17 protein-coding genes are annotated in these 21,875 nt (G+C 59.2%); 13 read left to right on the top strand and 4 right to left on the bottom strand.

Features of this window, described 5'->3' with window-relative positions:
• Positions 1-287 precede the first annotated feature (287 nt).
• The 4 genes from ACI2KA_RS12500 to ACI2KA_RS12485 all read left to right on the top strand — a co-directional run bounded on the left by ACI2KA_RS12500 (position 288) and on the right by ACI2KA_RS12485 (position 6,452).
• Positions 288-3,005 carry an ABC transporter transmembrane domain-containing protein gene (locus tag ACI2KA_RS12500; RefSeq protein ID WP_404502417.1) on the top strand — a complete coding sequence of 906 codons (2,718 nt, stop codon included), beginning with the start codon at positions 288-290 and terminating at the stop codon, positions 3,003-3,005.
• A gap of 43 nt (positions 3,006-3,048) precedes the next feature.
• A complete protein-coding gene (locus ACI2KA_RS12495; RefSeq protein WP_404502415.1) occupies positions 3,049-3,504 on the top strand; it encodes a cyclic nucleotide-binding domain-containing protein in 456 nt (151 codons plus the stop codon).
• 190 nt (positions 3,505-3,694) lie between these two features.
• Entirely contained in the window at positions 3,695-4,555 is an 861-nt protein-coding gene (locus ACI2KA_RS12490; RefSeq protein ID WP_404502413.1) for an MBL fold metallo-hydrolase, read from the top strand.
• Between the two features lie 202 nt (positions 4,556-4,757).
• Complete coding sequence (locus ACI2KA_RS12485; protein ID WP_404502411.1) at positions 4,758-6,452, top strand: adenylate/guanylate cyclase domain-containing protein; 1,695 nt, start codon at positions 4,758-4,760, stop codon at positions 6,450-6,452.
• A 36-nt stretch (positions 6,453-6,488) separates the two neighbouring features.
• On the opposite strand, the gene ACI2KA_RS12480 is transcribed toward ACI2KA_RS12485, so the two are convergent.
• Complete coding sequence (locus tag ACI2KA_RS12480) at positions 6,489-6,971, bottom strand: class I SAM-dependent methyltransferase (RefSeq protein ID WP_404502409.1); 483 nt, start codon at positions 6,969-6,971, stop codon at positions 6,489-6,491.
• Between the two features lie 12 nt (positions 6,972-6,983).
• Entirely contained in the window at positions 6,984-8,324 is a 1,341-nt protein-coding gene (locus ACI2KA_RS12475; protein ID WP_404502407.1) for a nucleotide sugar dehydrogenase, read from the bottom strand.
• Between the two features lie 127 nt (positions 8,325-8,451).
• On the opposite strand from ACI2KA_RS12475, the gene ACI2KA_RS12470 reads away from it, so the two are divergent.
• Together ACI2KA_RS12470 and ACI2KA_RS12465 are read left to right on the top strand one after the other, a co-directional pair.
• Complete coding sequence (locus ACI2KA_RS12470) at positions 8,452-9,549, top strand: glycosyltransferase family 4 protein (protein WP_404502405.1); 1,098 nt, start codon at positions 8,452-8,454, stop codon at positions 9,547-9,549.
• Positions 9,546-10,289, top strand: coding sequence for a polysaccharide deacetylase family protein (locus ACI2KA_RS12465; RefSeq protein ID WP_404502403.1), 744 nt, complete (start codon positions 9,546-9,548; stop codon positions 10,287-10,289). The genes ACI2KA_RS12470 and ACI2KA_RS12465 overlap by 4 nt, the downstream gene beginning before the upstream one ends.
• Here ACI2KA_RS12465 and ACI2KA_RS12460 read toward each other — a convergent pair.
• Entirely contained in the window at positions 10,281-11,243 is a 963-nt protein-coding gene (locus tag ACI2KA_RS12460; RefSeq protein ID WP_404502401.1) for a glycosyltransferase family 32 protein, read from the bottom strand. The genes ACI2KA_RS12465 and ACI2KA_RS12460 overlap by 9 nt on opposite strands.
• A 212-nt stretch (positions 11,244-11,455) precedes the next feature.
• Between ACI2KA_RS12460 and ACI2KA_RS12455 the strand changes: the two genes are divergently transcribed.
• The 7 genes from ACI2KA_RS12455 (at position 11,456) to ACI2KA_RS12425 (ending at position 21,138) form a co-directional block, all read left to right on the top strand.
• Positions 11,456-13,348 carry an ABC transporter ATP-binding protein gene (locus tag ACI2KA_RS12455; protein ID WP_404502399.1) on the top strand — a complete coding sequence of 631 codons (1,893 nt, stop codon included), beginning with the start codon at positions 11,456-11,458 and terminating at the stop codon, positions 13,346-13,348.
• Positions 13,345-15,246 (top strand): ABC transporter substrate-binding protein, encoded by a 1,902-nt coding sequence (locus tag ACI2KA_RS12450; protein ID WP_404502397.1) that lies wholly within the window; start codon positions 13,345-13,347, stop codon positions 15,244-15,246. The genes ACI2KA_RS12455 and ACI2KA_RS12450 overlap by 4 nt, the downstream gene beginning before the upstream one ends.
• A 1-nt stretch (position 15,247) precedes the next feature.
• Complete coding sequence (locus ACI2KA_RS12445; protein WP_003521288.1) at positions 15,248-16,246, top strand: ABC transporter permease; 999 nt, start codon at positions 15,248-15,250, stop codon at positions 16,244-16,246.
• Positions 16,243-17,418 carry an ABC transporter permease gene (locus tag ACI2KA_RS12440; RefSeq protein ID WP_404502395.1) on the top strand — a complete coding sequence of 392 codons (1,176 nt, stop codon included), beginning with the start codon at positions 16,243-16,245 and terminating at the stop codon, positions 17,416-17,418. Before ACI2KA_RS12445 ends, ACI2KA_RS12440 begins: the two co-directional genes overlap by 4 nt.
• Before the next feature lie 72 nt (positions 17,419-17,490).
• Positions 17,491-18,699, top strand: a complete 1,209-nt coding sequence (locus ACI2KA_RS12435) for a glycosyltransferase family protein (RefSeq protein ID WP_404502393.1) — start codon at positions 17,491-17,493, stop codon at positions 18,697-18,699.
• Positions 18,700-18,742: 43 nt separating this feature from the next.
• Positions 18,743-19,990, top strand: a complete 1,248-nt coding sequence (locus ACI2KA_RS12430) for a glycosyltransferase (protein WP_404502391.1) — start codon at positions 18,743-18,745, stop codon at positions 19,988-19,990.
• Positions 19,987-21,138 carry a glycosyltransferase family protein gene (locus tag ACI2KA_RS12425; protein ID WP_404502389.1) on the top strand — a complete coding sequence of 384 codons (1,152 nt, stop codon included), beginning with the start codon at positions 19,987-19,989 and terminating at the stop codon, positions 21,136-21,138. Before ACI2KA_RS12430 ends, ACI2KA_RS12425 begins: the two co-directional genes overlap by 4 nt.
• On the opposite strand, the gene ACI2KA_RS12420 is transcribed toward ACI2KA_RS12425, so the two are convergent.
• Entirely contained in the window at positions 21,104-21,844 is a 741-nt protein-coding gene (locus ACI2KA_RS12420) for a copper homeostasis protein CutC (RefSeq protein WP_404502387.1), read from the bottom strand. The two genes, ACI2KA_RS12425 and ACI2KA_RS12420, sit on opposite strands and share 35 nt — an antisense overlap.
• Between the last annotated feature and the right edge of the window lie 31 nt (positions 21,845-21,875).

Here is a 21,875-nt window from a genome sequence, read left to right as displayed (position 1 = left end):
AGTGTCTTAACGCCTGTTCTACAATAAAAACAGCAACATTAGAGAATTCTAAAAATAGAGTCGCATTTATATCGGTTGCGGCGCGCGCTTTGCAAAGACAATCGGCCGGGTCGGTGGCCAAGTCTCGGCAGGACCGCTATTTTGCTCGAAACCGCTTGAATATACTGATAAATAGCGAGTCCCATACCTATTTGCAGGAGGAGGTTGCGCCACCCGGCCACCGGATCGTCTCGACACCGCGCAAACCAACACGCCGGGCCTCGCCCGACAAGTCATAGAAGTTTTATATGGAACAAAGCCTTACGCGTTACATCTGGTCGCACACCAAGCGACAGCAGCTTTTCATTCTGCTGATCGTGGCCCTGTCGATGATCCCCTATTTCCTCGCCTTCGATCTGCCCAAGCAGATTGTCAACGGCCCCATTCAGGGAGATGGTTTCGAAGGGGCGAACGCGACCCAGCTTTTCATGCATCTCACGGTCGATATTCCCTATTGGGGCACCGTGACATTGTTCCCCGGGCTCGAACTCAACCGCATGTCGATGCTGATGGGGCTCAGCCTGACCTTCCTTGCGCTTGTCATCATCAACGGGCTCTTCAAATATTACATCAATACCTACAAGGGTCGCCTCGGCGAACGGCTGCTGCGGCGTATCCGCTTTGAGCTGATCGACAAGATCCTGCGGTTCCCGCCTTCGCATTTCAAGCGCGTCAAGGGCGCTGAAATCTCCAGCATGGTAAAGGACGAGGTCGAGCCGCTCGGCGGTTTTACCGGCGACGCCTTCGTGCAGCCGGCGCTTCTCGGCGGTCAGGCGCTGTCCGCACTTTTCTTCATTCTGGTGCAGAATTTCTGGCTGGGCCTGATTGCGGCTTTCATGGCGGCCATACAGGTCGGCATCATCCCCAAGATGCGCCGCCGCCTCATCGAACTCGGCCGCCAGCGGCAACTGAGCGCCCGCCAGCTTGCCGGACGCATCGGCGAAATGGTCGACGGCATCGGCACGATCCATGCCTATGATACCTCCAACTATGAGCGTGCCGATGCCTCGCACCGGCTCGGCGACATCTTCAAGATCCGCTACGATCTCTACCAATGGAAGTTCCTGGTCAAATTCATCAATAACTTCCTCGCGCAGCTCACACCCTTCTTCTTCTACGCGCTTGGCGGTTATCTCACCCTCAAGGGCAGCCTTGATGTCGGGCAGCTGGTCGCCGTGATCAACGCCTACAAGGAACTGCCCGGACCGCTGAAGGAACTGATTGACTGGGATCAGGCGCGTCAGGACGTGCAGGTGAAATACGAGCAGGTCTTCGAACAGTTCGACTCCCCGCATATGATAGATGAGAAGGTGCAGAAACTGTCGCCCGGCGCGGTTGCCGCCATCACGGCACCGATCGTCATCGCCAATCTTACCCTGGAAGATGATAGCGGCAGCAGGCTCCTGGAACAGGCGTCTTTGAAGATCGAACCGGGTGAAGTCATCGCGATTGTCGGCGGCTCGGGGGGCGAGGCGCTGGCGGATGCGATCGGCCGCACGCTCTGGCCGACCTCCGGCAAGATCAGCATCAACGACGTCGACATATTGGAATTGCCGGAATCGCTCACCGGGCGGCGCATCTCCTATGTTTCCTCGGACAGCTATTTCTTCCACGCCAGCCTGATCGACAATCTCCTCTACGGCCTCAAGCACGCACCGCTCTCGGACAGGAACTATGAGGGCGCGGCCCTGGAGCACCGCAAGTGGGAAATCCGCGAAGCGAAAATGGCGGGCAATCCGCTGATCGACATCAACAGCGAATGGATCGACTACGCGTCCAGCCCGGCCGGCGACGGCAGGCCGGAAAATCTTATCCAGGCCATCCTGGCCGTTCTCGACAGTGTGGAACTGTCGCAGGATATTCTGGAATTCGCGCTGCGCTCATCGATCGACCCTCTGACCGACCTGCATCTGGCCGCCCGCATCGTGGAATTGCGGCATGTCCTGCGCGCCGAACTGGAGAGGGAAAATCTGAGCGGCCTCATCGCACCCTTTGAGCTTGAAAGCTACAATAGCGAGGCGACGGTCGGCGAAAACCTGTTGTTCGGCACCATGCGGGACTCCTCGCAGACCATCCGGACCATCATCGAAAGCGATTATTTCCGCTCCCTGATGCGCCAAACCGGCCTCGTCAAGACCCTGTTCGAGATGGGATACACGATCGCCGAAAACATCGTCGAAATCTTTGCCGATCTGCCGGGAGATCACCCATTCTTCCAGCAGCTGACATTCATGACGCCCGATGACATTCCGGTCTATCAGCAGATGCTGCAGCGACTGCAGGGCAAGAGTTTCGATGAGGCCAATGAAAGCGAAAAGCGCGCCATGCTGCGGCTCAGCTTCTTCTATATCGAACCGCGCCAGCGTTTCGGCCTGCTGTCGCCGGAAATCATGAACCGGATCGTCGAAGTCCGCCACATGTTCCACGAAAACCTGCCCGACAGCCTGAAGAACGTCATCGAGATCTACGATCCGACGAAATATATGAGCGCGACCAGCCTTCTGGACAATATTCTCTTCGGCAAGGTCAGCCATCGTTATACCGATGCCTCGCGGCGCATCACCCGCATCGTGGCGGATGTGATGCGCAAACAGGGTGTGTACGAACGTGTTCTGGCGGTCGGCCTGGATTTCAACCTTGGCGCCGGCGGCAAGCGGCTCGGCCCGCTCCAGCGCCAGAAGCTCAATCTTGCACGCGCCCTGATCCGCAAGTCCGATTATTACGTCTTCAACCGCCCCCTTCCCGGCCTCGATCCGCGGCAGCAGGAGGAAATTGTCGAACGGGTCATCACACTCCTGAAACAGAACAACAATAACCCGTCCATCATATGGGTTCTGTCGAATGCCACCCTTTCGCGCATGTTCCAGCGCGTCATCGTGGTTCATCAGGGCCTGATCACCGCCGACGGAAGTTACGAGACTCTCGCCGAGGAAAACGGTACATTCAAGGACATGGTCGCAACATAAGTCCAAGAACGTGGCCGAGGTGGAACAAGAATAGGGTAAGGCAATGCTGTTTAAAGACGAAATTCAAATGCTGAAACGGGTCCCGTTTTTTTCGGAAATGGAACCGTCGAAACTCAAATTGCTCGCATTCGCATCCGACCGCGTGTCCTATCATACCGGCGACGTATTGTTCCGGCAGGGGGATGTCGGCGATGCGGCCTATGTCCTTCTGACCGGGAAGGTGGATGTTCTGGTCGATTCTCCATCGGGCACATTGAAGGTGGCGGAAATGACCGGTAACGCCATCGTCGGCGAAATCGCCATCCTCTGCGACAGCGTCAGAACCGCCACGGTGCGCGCTTCCACCAATGTGGAAGCCCTGCGGATCGGCAAGGAACAGTTCTTCAAGCTCATGTCCGATTTCCCCGATATCACCATCAAGGTCATGCGCGTCCTCGCCGAACGCCTGACCCAGACGACAGCCGAACTCAGCAAAGCGCGCGCAGGCGCCAGAACGTAACCTGCAATTCCTTGCTACCCCGAAGGGCGATATTGGAAAAATAAATGTCGCACCATTGCAATATAAATGAAATGCTGACTGAATAAGGGGTAAAGGCATCCGCCATAAAACGGCGGATATAAGAATCTGTAGAGACAACGGGCTTCATGGGAGGAAAGCGTGCAAGATTCCGTTGTTATTGGGGTGTGTCATGGCGTTCGATTCCGACACAGCAAGTCGGGAAAGTAATAGAAATTTTCGGGTAAAGATCTGGGGCGCGCGGGGAACGCTTCCTGTTTCAGGTGAAAACTTCCGAAAATACGGCGGAAATACCATCTGCATCGAGGTTCGGTGCGGTGATCACGTTCTTTTGTTCGATGCGGGTTCTGGGCTTCATCCCGCCGGCCTGGCGTTACGGGCGGAAGGCGTTACCGACGTCGATCTGTTCTTTTCCCACTGCCACTACGACCATATTGTCGGATTTCCCTACTTCAAGCCATTCTACAACAGCTGCAACGACGTCGCCATCTGGTCGGGCCATCTCGCCGGCACCATGACAACGCGGGAAATGCTCAAGGACTTCATGAGCCCGCCCTGGTTCCCCGTGCCGCTGGAGATTTGCTGCGCCAAGATCGCCACGCGGGACTTCATGCCCGGCGATACGCTTACCCCGCGTCCCGGCCTCTCAATCCGAACCGGAATGCTCAATCATCCCGGCAATGCCATCGGATACAGGCTGGACTGGGAAGGAAAGTCGCTCGCCATCATCACCGATACCGAACATGAACCGGGCAGCATTGACGAAACCGTGCTCGATCTCATCAAGGATGCCGATCTTTTCCTCTACGACGCCATGTTCACCGATGACGAAATGGGCCTTTATCGCGGTTACGGCCATTCGTCCTGGCAACAGGCCATCCGCCTGGCGAAACTGGCCGACGCCAAAAATGTCGGCTTCATCCACCATGCCCCAAGCCGCAGCGACGACGAACTGGACAGTATCGAGAAACAGGCGAAAGCCCTGTTCGACGGCGCCTTCGCGGCAATGGACGGCCAGGTCATTCAACTCTGATGGCGGGAATCTCCCCGGAATCCGTGACTGTTTGACGGTACTCGCTTTCCTCATCTGACAATTCCGTGCCGCGCAAGCGGCTGAACACGTATAATTGACCGTGGCGGATCGGTTGCTCCACGATGTTGCCATGAGATGCAAGGCACTAAGACATCACGCCAGATGATGATTCCGTACCAAATGACCAGATGATGGGATTTGCATGATCCGTTTCTTTTCGGAGACCAATGTCAGACGCACCCGGATTTTATCCGGCCTCATCATATTTGCTTTCGTATTTTCCCATCTCGTCAATCACTCGCTTGCGCTCATCTCCATCGACACCGCCGAACGGGCACGAAAATGGTTCAGCCTGATCTGGCTCAACCCCGCCAGCAGCCTGCTTTTTTATGGTTCGGTTCTGGTGCATGTCTGTCTTGTTCTGCGTTCGCTTTATCTGCGCAGAACGCTGCGCATGCCGTTGCGCGAGGCGCTTCAGGTCATCTTCGGCCTGTCCATCCCGTTTCTGATCATCGGCCACGCCGTCAATATCCGCGTGTCGCATATGCTTTACGGCATCGATGTCGGTTATTATTCGGTCATCCGCAGGCTGTGGATCAACAACCCGATACAGGGCGCATGGCAGAGCCTCGCCCTAATCGTGATCTGGGTCCACGGATGCATCGGCCTTTATTTCTGGCTGCGTTACCGGGAGTGGTATCCGCGAATTGCCGGACTGTTCATGACGGTCGCAGTGATGCTGCCGCTGCTGGCGCTGCTGGGCTTCAGCGATGCAGGCCGCTGGCTGGCGGAGATCGATGAAAAATATGCGCTTCCACCAGGACTTGTCGACAATACGATTCAAAAGGACGAATTGCCGCTGCAGCGGGAAATGGAGACGCAGATCCGGTTCATCACCGGCACGGCGGAGACATTGTTTGCCGGCGCGGTGATGCTGGTTTTCGTTCTGCGTGGCGTGCGCAGCTGGCGGCAACGCCTGACGGCAATCGAAATCCGCTACGAACATGGTGCGCAGGCCCGTGTCCCGGCCGGGCTCAGCATTCTGGAAGCCAGCCGGCTTGCGGGCATACCGCACTATTCCGTTTGCGGCGGCAAAGGACGCTGCTCAACCTGTCGGGTCAAGGTTCTGAACAGCAAAGGTCCGCTTCCGCCGCCCGGAGACAGCGAACAAACCACCTTGCGACGCATCCATGCCGATTCGGACGTCAGGCTCGGCTGCCAGTTGCGCCCCACGAGCGACCTCGGCATCGCGCTTCTCGTCTCGCCACCCCAGCAAAGCGACCTGCCGCCGGATGCGCAACCGGCCCGCCCTGGCCGGGAAGAGGAAATCGCCATCCTCTTCTGCGATCTGCGCAACTTCACCACGCTTTCCGAGGCGAAGCTGCCTTATGATGTCGTTTTCCTTCTGAACCGTTATTTCACCATTGTCGGCCAGGCCGTCGAACAGGCGGGAGGCCATCTCGACAAATTCATCGGCGATGGCGCCATGGCCCTTTTTGGGCTTGGCGAAGACACGGAACATGCCTGTCGCAACGCCATGAAGGCGGCCGCCGTCATCTTGCGCGATATCGCAATCCTGAACGAGGGGCTGGAAAAACAATTCGCCGTCCGTCTGGAGGTCGTCGTCGGAATTCATTCCGGCCCCAGCATCGTCGGCATAATGGGATATGGCGCTGCAAAAACCCTGACGGCAATCGGCGATACGGTGAACGTGGCAAGCAGGCTCGAATCCAAGGCCAAGGAGTTCGGCGCCGCCATCGTCGTTTCCGAACCGGCCCTTATTCAAGCCGGGCAGGATACCGCCGATCTGCGAAGCGAACAGATCGCCATTCGCGGACGGAACTCGCAGATGAAAGTCTTCCTGCTCTCCAGAAAGGAGAGTGAACGCTATCTGTAAGCCGGCATAACCACCTGGCAGCCGCGCCGTGGAGCGTCAAATCTTGCGATAGAGAAAATAACGGTCCGTCGGAACGGTTGCCGGCACCGGCAGCGGTTTCAGCATCGGATGGTCCAGAGGCAGGCCGCTGACCGCAATCCCGCCTTTCGCCAGCATGCCGGCGGCAAGATCGGGCAACCAGGTCAGTGTAACCGCATCCTTTTCCGGATAACCCGTGCCGATATCGGCATGCACCAGCGCCGCTTCCGCGCCAATGAAAGCCGGAGCTGTCTGCGAGATTTCGCCGATCACCAGATCCTCCTCCTGCGGAACGGAGGAGGCATGGGCACCCATGGCCCTGTCAAAGGCGATGATGCGACGCTCGGGAAACAGCTCCCGCAGATGATTGAAGGTTCGCCCGTTTCCGAGCCCGATTTCCATCAGCGCACCGTCATCCGGCAGATCGAGATCGGCCTCGACATGGTTGAGAATATCACGCTGCGCGCTCAGGCGGCGAATGAAACTGTCCAGTCTGCTCATGATCCGTCCGTATCAGGCCTTGATGATGTGTCTTGCGGCAATATCCCGCCGCGCAAAAACGTTTCGCGTGTCGATGATCAACGGCGCCCATTCGCTGAGAGCGGCATAATCGACATTGTCATGGTCGGTCGCCACGAGAACGGCGTCGAAGGCGCCCACCGTCTGCCTGTCCCATGGCACCGATTTCATGCCCATCAGGTGGCTATATTCACGGGTTCGCGGAATTTCCGCCACATGCGGATCATGATAGGCCGCTTCGCCGCCCCTCTCCTGGATAAGTTCGATGAGCTTCAGCGAGGGGCTTTCGCGAATGTCGGGCACGTTCTTCTTGTAGGCAAGGCCGACGACCAGCACCTTCGAACGGCTGAGCGCCTTGCCGGAATGGATATCGAGCGCTTCGGCAACCCGCCCGACGACATGGCGCGGCATGCCGGTGTTGATTTCACCGGCAAGTTCGATGAACCGCGTCGGCAATTCATATTCGCGCGATTTCCAGGTGAGGTAGAAAGGATCGATCGGTATGCAATGTCCACCGAGACCGGGGCCTGGATAAAACGGCATGAAACCGAACGGCTTGGTTTTCGCCGCATCGATGACTTCCCATATGTCGATGCCCATGGCCTCGTAAACGACCTTGAGTTCGTTGACGAGCGCGATATTGACGGCACGGAAGACGTTTTCGGTGATTTTCACCGCCTCGGCCGTGGCGTTTGTCGAAACGGGTACGATCTTCTTGACCACCGAACCGTAAAAGGCGGCCATCAGTTTTCCGGCTGCTTCGCCGTCGCCGGCAACGACCTTCGGAATGGTCGAGGTCTCGAAATCGCGATTGCCGGGATCTTCCCGCTCCGGCGAAAAGCCGATGAAGAAATCGGTGCCGGAGACCAGTCCGCTGCTTTCCAGAATGGTCTTCACCACCCCGTCGGTCGTGCCGGGATAGGTGGTCGATTCCAGCACCACGAGCTGCCCCTTTCGCAGATAAGCGGCAATCTCCCGGCAGGTCTTTTCGACATAGGACAGGTCCGGCTCGCGATATTTCGTCAGCGGCGTCGGCACGCAGATGGCGATCACGTCACATTCGGCCAGTCGGGCAAAATCGGAGGTGGCGACGAAACCGTCATCCTGCCTCACACTCGCCAGCACCTCGTCCGAAACCGCCTCGATATAGCTGCGGCCCGCCTCGATCGCAGTAATTTTACCGGGATCGATATCGAAACCGACGACCTTGAAACCGGCCTTCGCTACCGTCATGGCCAACGGCAGGCCGACATAACCGAGACCGATCACCCCCGCCCTGGCGCTTTTGTTTTCGATGCTGGAAAGCAGGTTCCGGAAGATATCTGGGGAAGTCAAAGCGTGTCACGCTCCGCGCATGTGCAAAAGATGCCTTTCAGTTGGGCAAGAATGGCCGGGCTGTCAAGGCTCGGCCCTTTCAAATTCCGGTTGACGCCGGCGCCGCGGCCAACGCACAACCATCAGCATGAAGATCGCCTTTTATGCGCCGCTCAAATCGCCCAACCACTCCGTTCCCTCCGGAGACCGGTTGATGGCCCGCCTGCTGATGCAGGCGATGGCAATGGGCGGCCATGAGGTCTCCATCGCCTCCGAACTGCGCAGCTTCTTGAAAGAGCCGGACGACCCGGCGCAGCTTTCGCTCGCGGATGCGGCCGAACGCGAAATCGAGACGATCACGCAACGCTGGCAACGGCAGGGCGTCCCCGAACTCTGGTTCTGTTATCATCCCTATTACAAGGCGCCGGATTTGCTCGGGCCGGCATTGAGCCGCCGTTTCGGCATCCCCTATGTGACCGCCGAGGCATCCTATTCGCCCAAGCGCGACAGGACGGGTTGGCAGGCCGTTCAGAACGGGCTGCTTACCGCATTAAACGCCGCAGCCGTCAATATCTGCTTCACCGCGCGGGATCGCGACGGCCTCGTGCGAGCCTCCCCGCACTTGCGCTGGGCGATGTTGCCGCCCTTTATCAACACCGAAACCTTTCTCAAGAACGTGCCACGGCCGGTGCCTGCAAAGCTCATTACCGTCGCCATGATGCGGGCGGGCGACAAGCTCGACAGCTATCGCAGTCTTTCCGAAGCGCTCGCTTTGTTGCCGCAGGATCTCGACTGGACGCTGGACATCATCGGGAACGGGCCGGAACGCGCGGCTGTGGAAGCCATGTTCAGCGCCTTTCCCCCTCACCGCCTTGTCTGGCACGGGGAAAAGACCGCAACAGAGATCGCCACGCTTCTGGCAGAAGCCTGCCTCTATGTCTGGCCCGGCCATGGCGAGGCCTATGGTCTGGCCTATCTCGAGGCGCAGGCCGCCGGCCTGCCGGTCGTCGCCGAAAAGGTGGCCGGCGTTCCCGAAGTGGTGAAATCCGGCATCACAGGATTACTGACACCGGACAATGATACAGCCGCCTATGCCGAGGCGATTCACACCCTGCTCGGCAACAACAGACAACGCGAAGAACTGGCGCGGGCGGCACGCGCGTTCGTCAAGAATGAACGATCTTTGGAAAACGCCGCAAAAGAGCTGAATCAAATCCTGTTGCAAGCAAAGGCGGGAAGATCATGAGTCTGGAAAAACTCGTTGCGGCACTCGATGAATGCGGCCGGCGCGGCATAAAGGCCGACCTCTGGCTCCGCGACGACGATGCCGTGGAACCGACACCCGCACTCGACAGGCTGCTTGACCTTTGCCGCGGCCTTTCCGTCCCGGTCACCCTCGCGGTCATTCCCGAAATGACCGGGAACAGGCTCGTCCAGCATCTGGATGCCTCGGATATCGCCCAGGTGGCCGTACATGGCTGGTCACACGCGAACTACGCCGGCAGCGGCGAGAAAAAACAGGAACTCGGCACCCATCGGGAGCTTTCGCTCGTTCTCGACGAGCTGCAATCCGGGCTGGAGAAACTGCACGACCTGCATGGCGCCCGTTTTGTGCCGATGCTGGTGCCGCCGTGGAACCGTATAGAGGCCGCTATCGTGAAGAAATTGGCGGACCTCGGATATCGCGCTTTGTCCGTGTTCGGCCCGGAAAAAGATACCACGCCACCCTGCCTGAACACCCATGTCGATGTGATAGACTGGCATGGCAGCCGCGGCGGCCGCGACGACGATATTCTTTTTGCAGAGACGGCCACCCGTATCATGCATACCGCCGAAGAGGGCGGCACGACCGGCATCCTCACCCATCATCTGGTGCATGACGACAATGTCTGGCGCTTTCTGCGGCGGCTTTTCGAGGTGACCGCCGAACATCCTGCAGCCCGCTGGCGTTCCTCGAAAGAGCTTGTCGACGAAATCTCACCATGATTTCCAGGCGATCAGCAAACCGTTCGCCTCGGTGGCGCATTCCCGTCGGATCGCTTCCACGTCCCCGAACGGCGCACGGTCGGCAAGCGACGCGGCAACAAATGCCGCCGGCGCGAGACTGATGCTTCCTGCCCGGGCGATGACGGTGAAGATCAGCGGCCCGGTGGACCACCAGGCCGGCGCGCGTGGCATCTCCTTGATTATAGCGGGAAATGCCTCCAGCATCCTGCGAAAGACCGGATGGCCGGCCGGGGAAGCAATGAAGGAGTTGGCGAGCAGCATGCTGCCCTGCCCCGTGTCCCGCGGCGTTTTTTCATCGAATGCCGTCAGCCCCATCAAAGGCAGGAATGCATCGAAGCTCATATCGTCGCGTGCCGGATACCAGTCGCAATCGAGATAGATGCCGCCATACCGCTCCAGCACGACATAACGGGCCACATCCACCGCGCCGGGATAATCGCCCTGGTCCAGCATGGTCCTGAAGACGGCGTTCGAAAACACGCCTTCGCGCTCGAGATCGGCCTCCCGCCAGAGGCGATACTGATATCCATGCCTTGCGGCATGACCAGCCCAGGCTTCGCCGGATACCGGTGGGACTTTTTCGCCGATCCATATCTGGTGAATGAACCTCGGCACATTCTCCCTGCCTTTAAGGCCGATCGTGCGGAGCTCCTCCGGGGAAAACCGTGCATATTTCGCCAGCAGCTGCGGCGGCGGCACCAGCGTATATTGATAACCGATTTTCGCCACCATATCGCCTTCCGCCTTGGCAAGACGCAGCCGCGCCGCATGCAGCCGGCGCGGCAAGCCAAGCACCGTCGGCTCACCCATCAGGTGTCCGTCCTTTTCTACAATCAAAGATTGTATAAGCGCATGCGCTTCTGCATATCGGCCGTCATTTTGCAACTGACGGGCTGCCTGCAGCTGGGCATCGTAATATTTCTTGTCGGACATGGATCCTCATTCAAAAGCACCCGTTAACATATCACGAAACAGGAGCTGTCGGGCAAGCCGCCGTATTTCGGAAGCCGGCTTTGAATTTGCTAAACAATTCGATGTTTCAGAAGCATAGACAGACAACAAACCCTGCGATAACGTGATTTTTAAGCCCTCCTGAGCAAATTGTCACAAGGCAACGATAAAGAGACGGCAAGGAACCCTTTGGCATGAGCGCAGGCGCAGATTTGCTCCGTATCGAAAACCTGCGGGTCTCGTTTTCTCTCATGGGTGGCACGATTGATGCCGTCAGGGGCGCCAGCCTCCGCATCCTCCCGGGAAAGGTAACCGCACTGGTCGGAGAGTCCGGTTCCGGAAAATCGGTCATCGGTCAGACGATCATGGGCATCCATCCCAAGACCGCACGCGTCAACGGCCGCGTGCTGTTCACCGATCCGGAAAATACCGCCGCCGGCCCGGTTGATCTGCTGCAACTGCCGAAGGACGGCCGCGAAATACGCTCGATACGCGGCAACCGTGTCGGCCTGATTTTTCAGGAGCCGATGACCTCCTTTTCGCCGCTGCACACCATCGGCAACCAGATCGATGAGGCGCTGCGTATCCACAGCATCCTGTCGCCGGCCGAACGCGCCGAAAAAATGTATGAAACGCTCGACCTCGTAGGTTTTTCCAAACCGAAGAAGGTCGTGAACATGTATCCCTTCGAATTGTCGGGCGGCATGCGCCAGCGCGCCATGATCGCCATGGCGCTGATCTGTCGGCCTGCCCTGTTGATCGCCGACGAGCCGACGACGGCGCTGGACGTGACGATCCAGGCGCAGATCCTCAAGCTGCTGCGCGATCTGCAAAGCCGGCTGAACATGAGCATGCTACTCATCACCCATGATCTCGGTGTCGTCGCGAACATCGCTGACGAGGTTGCCGTGATCTACCAGGGTGAGATCATGGAGGCCGGCACGGTCGATGACATATTCAAGGCGCCGAGCCATCCCTATCTCAAGGGCCTGATGGCCGCCGTGCCGCATTTTGACATGAAGCCCGGTGAGAGGCTGAAAGCGCTGCGTGAAATCAAGGTCGATCATGAAAGCCTTGTCGGCAAGAAAACCGCAGCGGTGAACAAGACGCCCGGCCCGCTTCTGACCGTCGACAATATCAGCAAGACCTTCACGACCCGCAAATCCAGCTGGTTCCGCAAAGGCGACGCCAGCGCCACCAAGGCGGTCAACAGCGTCAGTTTTGAAATCCGCCGGGGAGAATGCCTCGGACTGGTTGGCGAAAGCGGCAGCGGCAAGACCACCGTCAGCAAAATCCTCATGCGCGCCGTTCGCCCGGATGAAGGCGCCGTCACTTTCCACCGTCCGCAAGGCGATATCGACGTGCTTAATGCGAGGGACGGCGATCTCAAGGAACTGCGCTCGAAGATACAGATGGTTTTCCAGGACCCGATCTCCTCGCTGTCCCCGCGCATGACCGTCGGCAACATCCTGAGCGAACCGATGGAGATTCATGGGCGCGGCGATGCGAAATACCGGGCGGAGAAAGTGCGCAACCTCCTGAGAGCCATCGGTCTTGGCGAAAGCGCGCTGAACCGTTATCCGCACAGTTTCTCGGGCGGCCAGAGGCAACGTATCGGCATTGCAAGAGCGCTGGCGCTCGGTCCCGAGCTTCTCATTTGCGACGAGCCGGTTTCCGCTCTCGATGTCTCGGTACAGGCGCAGATCCTCAACCTGCTGAAGGACCTGCAGCAGGATCTCGGCCTCACCTATCTCTTCATCTCACATAATCTGGCCGTGGTGGATTATATGGCGGACCGCGTAGCCGTGATGTGCGAGGGCCGGATTGTCGAACTTGCGCCGCGGGAAATCCTGATGCGCTCCCCGGTTCATCCCTATACGAAATCCCTGCTGGCAGCCGTGCCTTTCCCCGATCTCGACCGTCCCCTTGATTTCCGCACCATCGGCAAGATCAGCGCCACCGGCAAGTTCGACTGGGGCAAGCAGTTCCGCGACGAAGGCGACGGGGAGATGATTTCCGCCGATCTCGGCGACGGCCATTTCGTCCTTGCCAACGGCAATGCCGACATCCGGGAGCTTCGCCCTTGATCACGCGCCGTACCACTCTTGCCCTGCTGGCCTCCGTCTTCCTGCCGGCCTATGCGCGGGCCGCCTATACAGATCCGGCCTATTTCAAGGAAAGGCGGGAAAAGGGCGAGTTGCCGGACGTTACAGAACGCCTGCCGAAAAATCCCCGCGTCATCGACATGAAATCGCTTGGCCGCGAGCCGGGGAAACACGGCGGCTCGGTGCGCATGTTGATCGGCGGTCAGCGCGACATCCGGCTCATGCCGATCAGCAACTATGCCCGCCTTGTTGGTTATGACGAGAAATTCGAGCTCCATCCGGACATTCTGGAAAGCTACGATATTCAGGAAGAGCGCATTTTCACCTTCAGGCTGCGCGAGGGCCACAAATGGTCCGACGGCAGCGATTTCACGTCGGAGGATTTCCGTTATTTCTGGGAAGATGTCGCTCTCAACCGGGAAATCCACAAGGGTGGTCCACCGATCGAACTGCTGGTCAACAACAAGCCGCCCCTGATCGAAGTCATCGACCGGCTGACCGTGCGTTATACCTGGGACGGTCCGAACCCGGATTTTCTGGCAAAGCTTGCAGCGGCGTCACCGGCCCGGCTGTTCCTGCCCGCCGCCTATATGAAACAGTTCCACGTCAAATATCAGACGCCGGAAAACCTCGCCAAGCTCATCAAGAAAAACAAGGCGGATGACTGGAGCGGCCTACATATCAAGATGTCGCGCCAGGTCCGCCCGGAAAACCCGGACCTGCCAACGCTCGATGCCTGGCGCAACACCACCGCGCCGCCGGCCGAACAGTTCGTGTTCGAGCGCAACCCCTATTATCACCGCGTCGACGAAAACGGCCTGCAGCTGCCCTATCTCGACCGCTTCCTGCTCAACGTCACCTCCTCCGATATCATTTCGGCCAAGACGGCATCCGGCGACAGCGACCTGCAATATTTCGGCCTCGATTTCGCCGATTACACCTTCCTGAAGGATGCCGAAAAGCGTTTCCCCCTGAAGGTCAATCTATACAAGCGCTCTCAAGGGTCGCGTATCGCGCTTCTGCCCAATCTCAATTGCGCCGATCCGGTATGGCGCAGCTCTTTCCAGGATGTGCGCGTGCGCCGCGCCCTGTCGCTGGCGATAAACCGGCATGAGATCAACATGGTCTGCTTTTACGGGCTGGCGAAGGAGAGCGCCGATACCGTTCTGCCGGAAAGCCCGCTTTACCGGCAGGAATTTGCCGATGCGTGGAGTGCCTTCGACCGGGCGACGGCCAACCGGCTGCTCGATGAGGCCGGCCTCGACAAGCGCGACAATGCCGGCATCCGGCTTCTGCCGGACGGACGGCCGGTCTATATCATCGTCGAGACGACCGGCGAAAGCACGCTCGAAACCGATGTGATGGAACTGGTGACGGATCATTGGCGGCATATCGGCGTGGCGGTTTCCGTGCGCCCCACCCAACGAGACGTCTTCCGCAAGCGCGCCATGGGCGGCGAAGTGCTGATGTCGGTATGGATGGGCATGGACAACGGCGTGCCGACAGCGGATATGCTGCCGTCGGGCCTTGCCCCCACCGGTGACGACCAGCTGCAATGGCCGGTCTGGGGCGTGCATTATCTTTCCGGCGGCCGCGAGGGCAAGGAGCCGGACCTTGCGGAAGCGGCACATCTGCTCGACCTCCTGAAAAAATGGCGCCGAAGCGTCACCGAGGAGGAGCGCGAGGCGATCTGGCTGGAAATGCTTGGGATTTATACGCAGCAGGTATTTTCCATCGGCATCGTCAACGGCGCGCTGCAACCCGTCGTCCATGTCAAACGCATGCGAAACGTGCCGGAAAAGGCGCTTTTCGGTTACGAACCCACATCCTATCTCGGCGTCTATATGCCGGATGCCTTCTGGTACGACGGAGACGCCTGATATGCTGCGGTATATTCTCAAGCGCATCCTTGTCATGATCCCCACGTTGATCCTGATCTCGATGCTGGTCTTCACCATCATCGAACTGCCGCCGGGCGATTATTTCGAAAGTTATGTCGCCGAACTGCGTGCCATGGGCGAAACGGCAAACCTTGCCGAAATCGAGGAGCTGCGCGTCCGCTACGGTTTCGACCAGCCGGCACCGATCCGCTATTTCCGCTGGGCCACCGGCATGCTGGTGGGTGACTTCGGTTATTCCTTCGAATATCAGCTGCCGGTCAGCGATGTGGTCGGAGATCGTCTCTGGCTGACGGTTCTCGTCTCCTTCGTCACCATCATCGTGACCTGGCTTATCGCCTTCCCCATCGGCATCTATTCCGCCACACATAAATACAGCTGGGGAGATTACGGGCTGACCTTCCTCGGCCTGCTCGGCATCGCCATTCCCAACTTCATGCTGGCGCTGATCCTGATGTATTTCGCCAATATCTGGTTCGGCATATCCATCGGCCATCTGATGGATCGGGAATATCTCAACCAGGCGATGAGCTGGGCGAAGTTCAAATCGATCCTCGAACATATCTGGATACCCGTCCTCATCATTGGAACGGCCGGCACCGCCGGCATGATCCGCCGCCTGCGCGCCAATCTGCTGGACGAATTGCAGAAACAATATGTGGTGACCGCCCGCGCCAAGGGGCTGCACCCCTTCAAGGTGCTGACCAAATATCCGCTGCGCATGGCGCTGAATTTCTTCATCTCGGATATCGGCTCGATCCTGCCGGCCATCATCTCCGGCGCGGAAATCACCGCGGTCGTCCTGTCGCTCGAGACCACCGGCCCCATGCTCATCCGGGCGCTGCAGAGCCAGGACATGTATCTGGCCGGTTCGTTCCTGATGTTCCTCGCTTTCCTGACGGTGATCGGCGTTCTGGTCTCGGATATCGCCCTTGCCATACTCGACCCGAGAATCCGCTTCGGAGGTGGTAACGTCAAATGACTTCATCCATCCCCAAACCGGGCGAAGCGCTGCCCCACTACGTCTCGACCGCGCCCTTCGATCCGTCCTTGATCGAGCCCAACACCTCCGGAATGGCAGCCTTCAGCAAGGCGTCGCAGCTGCGCCTCATGTGGTGGCAGTTTCGCCAGCATAAGATCGCTGTCTGGTCCGGCGCCTTTCTGCTGGTGCTTTATCTCTCGATCCTGATCTGCGAGTTTCTCGCGCCCTATAATCTCCACACCCGCAATATCGAACATATCTACGCCCCGCCCCAGGCCATTCATTTCTTCAACGACGGCCAATTTGTCGGCCCCTTCGTTTACGGCCGGGAAATGACGCTCGACATGGACAATCTGAGGCGCGTCTACCGGGATGTGCCGACGGATATCCAGCCGCTGCGTTTCTTCTGCAAGGGCGATACCTATCGTTTCTGGGGCATGGTCGAGGGCAGGACCCATCTCGTCTGCCCCGCAGAAGGCGGTGAAATGTTCCTGCTCGGCACCGACCGGCTGGGACGCGACGTGCTGTCCCGCATCATTTACGGCGCCCGCATTTCGTTGACCATCGGCCTGCTCGGCGTCGCCATGAGCTTTGTTCTCGGCATTGTGATCGGCGGTCTTGCCGGTTATCGCGGCGGCACCTTCGATCTGATTGTCCAGCGCATCATCGAGGTGCTGCAATCCATTCCAAGCATTCCGCTGTGGCTGGCGCTTGCGGCGATCATGCCCGTGACCTGGAGCCCGATCCTCGTCTATCTCGGCATCACCGTCATTCTCGGCATGCTGGACTGGACCGGGCTGGCGCGTGCGGTGCGCTCGAAACTCCTGGCGCTTCGCGAGGAAGACTATGTTTTGGCTGCACAATTGATGGGAGCGGGTACGTCACGCATCATCGGCAGACATCTTATCCCCGGTTTCATGTCGCATCTCATCGCCTCGGCCACCTTGACGATACCCGGCATGATTCTCGGCGAAACCGCCCTGAGCTTTCTTGGCCTCGGCCTGCGCCCGCCGATCACAAGTTGGGGAATTCTGCTCACGGAGGCGCGCAGCGTCAGCGTCATTGCGCTATATCCATGGCTTCTCATCCCGACGATCCCGGTCGTTCTCGTCATTCTGGCCTTTAATTTCTTCGGTGACGGACTACGTGATGCTGCGGACCCCTTCAGATAAAATGGAATACGCCTTGATACACTGCCCTTTCGACGCCGCCTTCATCGCGATAGGCAACAGGAGGTGTGGCCGATGAGCTCCCGTTTGAACGATGCGCGCATTCTCATGTACAGCCACGATTCCTTCGGCCTCGGCCATTTGCGGCGCTGTCGCACGATTGCGCATGCGCTGGTGGAGGATTACCGCGGCCTCAACGTCCTCATCATCTCCGGCGCCACCATTGCCGGCGCCTTCGATTATCGCGCTCGCGTCGATTTCGTGAAAATCCCGAGCGTCATCAAGCTGCGCAACGGCGAATATACCTCCATGGACAGGCATATCGATCTTCAGGAAACGCTGAAGATGCGCCGCTCCATCATCTATCATACCGCCGAAAGCTTTAAGCCGGATATCTTCATCGTCGACAAGGAGCCGATGGGCCTGCGCGGCGAGGTGGAGGAAACGCTTGCCTATCTCAAGGGACAGGGGACCAAGCTCGTCATCGGCCTGCGCGACGTCATGGATGCGCCGCAACTGCTCGAGGCGGAGTGGAAGCGCAATAATGTCATGACAAAGATCGGCCAGTTCTATGACCATGTCTGGGTCTATGGCCCGCCGGATTTCCACGACCCGCTGACCGGCCTCGATGTTCCCCAGACCGTGCGCGACAAGATGGATTTCGTCGGCTTCCTGCAGCGATCCAAAACACAGGCAGAAACCGTGTCGCACCGGCCGGAAGGCGACTATCTTCTCGTCACCACCGGCGGCGGCGGCGATGGCAGCGAATTGATCGACGACGTCATCAACGCCTACCGCCATGACAGGGAACTGACACACAAGGCGCTTGTGGTGCTCGGTCCCTATATGCCGGCCGATCAGCGCCAGCGCTTCATGAGCAGCGTCGCCGATATTCCGCATTTGGAGATCATCGAATTCGACAACCGCATGGAAGATCTCGTCGCCGGCGCGCAGGCCGTTGTCTCCATGGGCGGCTATAATACCGTCTGCGAAATCCTGTCCTTCGACAAGCCCGCCCTCGTCGTGCCGCGCACGGTGCCGCGGGAAGAACAGCTTATCCGGGCCAGCCGCGCATCGGAGCTTGGTCTTTTCGACATGCTTCTGCCAGAAGATGCCGAAAATCCCGCCAAGATGGCGGCGGCTCTGAAAGCACTGCCGAACCGCGCCCCGCCCTCCGTCAATTCCCGGGATCTGAAGCTCGACGGTCTGGAAAACATATCGCGGCGGATTGCCGAATGGCTGCCGCCCGAGGGCGAAAAGGCGCCGATCACGCTGACCGCGTGACCGGTTCCCCGACCAACACCGCTTCAAAAGAGACGCGCGCAACGTGACCGACACAAAAAAAATCGTGGTGCTCCTCAAGGGCTATCCGCGCCTGTCAGAGACTTTCATCGCCCAGGAATTACTGGGGCTTGAAAAGGCCGGGCTGAAACTCGAGCTCATGTCCATGCGTCGGCCGACGGATAAGAAGCGCCACCCCGTCCATGATGAAATCCGCGCGCCCGTCACATACCTGCCGGAATATCTGCACGAGGAACCCCTGCGCGTTCTGAAGGCGTTATGGGCCTGCCGTAAAAAACCGGGTTTCAACAGGGCGCTTCGTCAGTTTTTCAGCGACCTGCCGCATGATCTCAGCCGCAATCGCTTCCGCCGTTTCGGGCAGGCCGCCGTGCTGGCGCATGAATGGCCGGCGGACGCCGAATGGCTGCATGTCCATTTCATTCACACGCCGGCCTCGGTCGCCGCCTACACCCATCTCATCACCGGCACGCCCTGGACGATTTCCGCCCACGCCAAGGATATCTGGACCTCGAACGACCGCGACCTTGCCGCCAAGCTGCAAAGCGCCCGCTGGGCCGTGACCTGCACCGCCGGCGGATTTCAGCACCTGCAAACCCTGTCCGGGGAAAAGCGGAATGTGCATCTGAGCTATCATGGGCTCGATCTCACCCGTTTTCCACATTACGACGTGCCGCGTCCGGGGCGGGACGGATCGGACAAAGATGATCCCGTCCGGATTTTGAGCGTCGGCCGGGCGGTCAAAAAAAAGGGCATCGATATTCTGCTGCGGGCGCTTGTGTCTCTTCCGCAGCATATCCATTGGCGCTTCACCCATATCGGCGGCGGCGACGAACTGACCGCGCTGAAGAAACTTGCCGATGACCTTCACATCGCCGACCGGATCGTCTGGACCGGAGCCATGGACCAGAAGCAGGTTCTGGAGAATTACCGGGAGGCGGACCTTTTTGCGCTGGCCTGCCGCATCACCAGCGATGGCGACCGCGACGGCCTTCCCAATGTGCTGGTCGAAGCGGCCAGCCAGGCGCTGACCTGCATTTCCACCAATATTTCCGGCATTCCCGAGTTCTTTGTTTCGGGCGAAAACGGATTGCTGACGGAACCGGAAAATCCCGACGCCTTTGCGGAGGCGCTGCGCAGTGCCATCACCGATCCGCAATTGCGCCAGCGTCTCGGCGCCGCCGCCGAAAACCGTGTGCGAACGGCTTTCGACCATCGCACCAGCATCGCCGAGTTGAAGGCCCTGTTCGAGACCGAGTGGGAAAAGGCACCATGACCGAGATCGAAAAACGCCCCTGCGTCTTTTTTTATGTCCAGCATCTTCTCGGCATCGGCCACATCGCCCGCGCCAGCCGCATTGCCAATGCCCTGCAGGCGGATGGTTTCGATGTCGTTCTGGTCACGGGCGGCACCCCGGTTCCGGGCTTTCCGGGCGAGGGCATCCGCCATGTCGAATTGCCGCCGATCGCGGTCAGCGACGGCAGTTTTTCCGGCCTTGTGGACAGTGCCGGCAAGCCGGTGGACGACAGCTTCAGGAAGCTCAGGACCGATATGCTGATGGGCGCCTATCACGGTGCAAAACCCGATATCGTCATTATCGAGGCTTTCCCCTTCGGTCGCAGGCAGGTGCGTTTCGAATTGCTGCCGCTTCTAGACGAGATCGAGGAGAGCGAACCCCGCCCGCTGGTCATGACGTCGCTGCGCGACATCCTCCAGGAAAAAACCAAGCCGGGCCGCGACGAAGAAACCGTGGCGCTGGTCAAGAAACATTTCGATGCGGTGCTGGTGCATGGCGATCCGGCGTTTGCCCGGCTGGAAGAAACCTTCCCCCTTGCCGGAGAAATCAGCCAGCGCATTGTCTATACGGGCCTGGTCGCAGCGCCGCCCCCACCGGAGCCGGTGGAAAAATTCGATATCGTGGTTTCCGCAGGCGGCGGGGCCGTCGGGGCCGCGCTGATCCGGGCCGCGCTTGCGGCCGCACCGCTTCTGGCTGACATCCGGAACTGGTGCCTTGTCACCGGCCCCAACATGCCGCAGGCGGATTTCGATGCAATATCGGCGAAGGCGCCGGAAAATGTCTCCGTCTTCCGCTTCCGCAAGGACTTCGCGAGCCTGCTTGCCGGAGCGCGGCTATCGGTATCACAGGCCGGTTACAACACCGTCTGCGACATTCTTCAGGCGAAATGCCGCTCGCTGCTCATCCCTTTCGCGGCCGGTGGAGAAACGGAACAGAGCGCCCGTGCCGAACGGCTGGCGCGGCTGGGGCTGGCGCAGGTATTGGAGGAGAAAGATATCTCTGCCCAATCCATGGCCGAAGCCATCAAGGCAGCCTTGGCGTTACCGGGGCCGGACAAGATCCATCTCGATCTCGATGGCGCGGCAGGCACGGCTAGAGCGCTGCGCCGCCTTTATGATGAGCGGTAAGAATCGCCTTTAACGCGCGCACCGCCACCTCGTCCGTGGCCTTGCGCCCCGCGCCGGTGAAGCCGAGTTTTGCCACCCGGCTTCCCGGATCATAAAGCGGGACGGCGGAGCAGGACGCATGGATTTCCGTGAAGGCAAAACGGTCAAGCAATGTCTGAACGCTTTGCGGGCGGATGCCGGCGCCCGGCATGATGACGATCCGGCCAGCGGCAATCTCCGAGAGGCGGGCAAGCGTCTCGACGCCCTCAAGCGCGGAACGCGCGCCGCCAGAGGTCAGAATTCTTGGAAAACCGAGCGAAATGGCGGCCTCAAGCGCCTCCTCCATGTCCGGCACGACATCGAAAGCCCGGTGCAGTGTCACATCCAGCCCCTCTGCCTGACGTCGCAATTCTTCGAGCAGGAAAATATCGAGCGAGCCGTCGGCGCGTGATGCTCCGAGCACCACGCCGGAGAGGCCTGACATGCGTGCCGTGTCGATATCGCGTTTCATCACATCCGCCTCGTCGCGCGTGAATACGAAATCGCCGGCGCGCGGTCTGATCATCACGCTCACCGGCAATCCGCAGGACATAGCCCGTTGCATGAAACCCGCCGACGGCGTCACACCGCCGCCGGACAGCGCCGCGCAAAGCTCGATCCGATCGGCCCCGCCGCTGACCGCCGCTTCCAGACCGGCCACATCGTCCACGCAAATTTCGAGAATCATCCTAACCTCTTTCATTTGAACGTGCTGCGCT

It is taken from the genome of Agrobacterium sp. NPDC089420 (assembly GCF_044900305.1).
GTDB lineage: Bacteria > Pseudomonadota > Alphaproteobacteria > Rhizobiales > Rhizobiaceae > Agrobacterium.
The sequence above is the reverse complement of the archived record's forward strand: the minus strand, read 5'-3'. Positions and strand labels throughout refer to the sequence as shown.

Bases quoted from the DNA above. Each gene is read 5' to 3' on its own strand.
- ACI2KA_RS12500 (WP_404502417.1), top strand. From the start codon at position 288: ATGGAACAAAGCCTTACGCGTTACATCTGGTCGCACACCAAGCGACAG.
- ACI2KA_RS12495 (WP_404502415.1), top strand. From the start codon at position 3,049: ATGCTGTTTAAAGACGAAATTCAAATGCTGAAACGGGTCCCGTTTTTT.
- ACI2KA_RS12490 (WP_404502413.1), top strand. From the start codon at position 3,695: ATGGCGTTCGATTCCGACACAGCAAGTCGGGAAAGTAATAGAAATTTT.
- ACI2KA_RS12485 (WP_404502411.1), top strand. From the start codon at position 4,758: ATGATCCGTTTCTTTTCGGAGACCAATGTCAGACGCACCCGGATTTTA.
- ACI2KA_RS12480 (WP_404502409.1), bottom strand. From the start codon at position 6,971: ATGAGCAGACTGGACAGTTTCATTCGCCGCCTGAGCGCGCAGCGTGAT.
- ACI2KA_RS12470 (WP_404502405.1), top strand. From the start codon at position 8,452: ATGAAGATCGCCTTTTATGCGCCGCTCAAATCGCCCAACCACTCCGTT.
- ACI2KA_RS12465 (WP_404502403.1), top strand. From the start codon at position 9,546: ATGAGTCTGGAAAAACTCGTTGCGGCACTCGATGAATGCGGCCGGCGC.
- ACI2KA_RS12460 (WP_404502401.1), bottom strand. From the start codon at position 11,243: ATGTCCGACAAGAAATATTACGATGCCCAGCTGCAGGCAGCCCGTCAG.
- ACI2KA_RS12455 (WP_404502399.1), top strand. From the start codon at position 11,456: ATGAGCGCAGGCGCAGATTTGCTCCGTATCGAAAACCTGCGGGTCTCG.
- ACI2KA_RS12445 (WP_003521288.1), top strand. From the start codon at position 15,248: ATGCTGCGGTATATTCTCAAGCGCATCCTTGTCATGATCCCCACGTTG.
- ACI2KA_RS12440 (WP_404502395.1), top strand. From the start codon at position 16,243: ATGACTTCATCCATCCCCAAACCGGGCGAAGCGCTGCCCCACTACGTC.
- ACI2KA_RS12435 (WP_404502393.1), top strand. From the start codon at position 17,491: ATGAGCTCCCGTTTGAACGATGCGCGCATTCTCATGTACAGCCACGAT.
- ACI2KA_RS12425 (WP_404502389.1), top strand. From the start codon at position 19,987: ATGACCGAGATCGAAAAACGCCCCTGCGTCTTTTTTTATGTCCAGCAT.
- ACI2KA_RS12420 (WP_404502387.1), bottom strand. From the start codon at position 21,844: ATGATTCTCGAAATTTGCGTGGACGATGTGGCCGGTCTGGAAGCGGCG.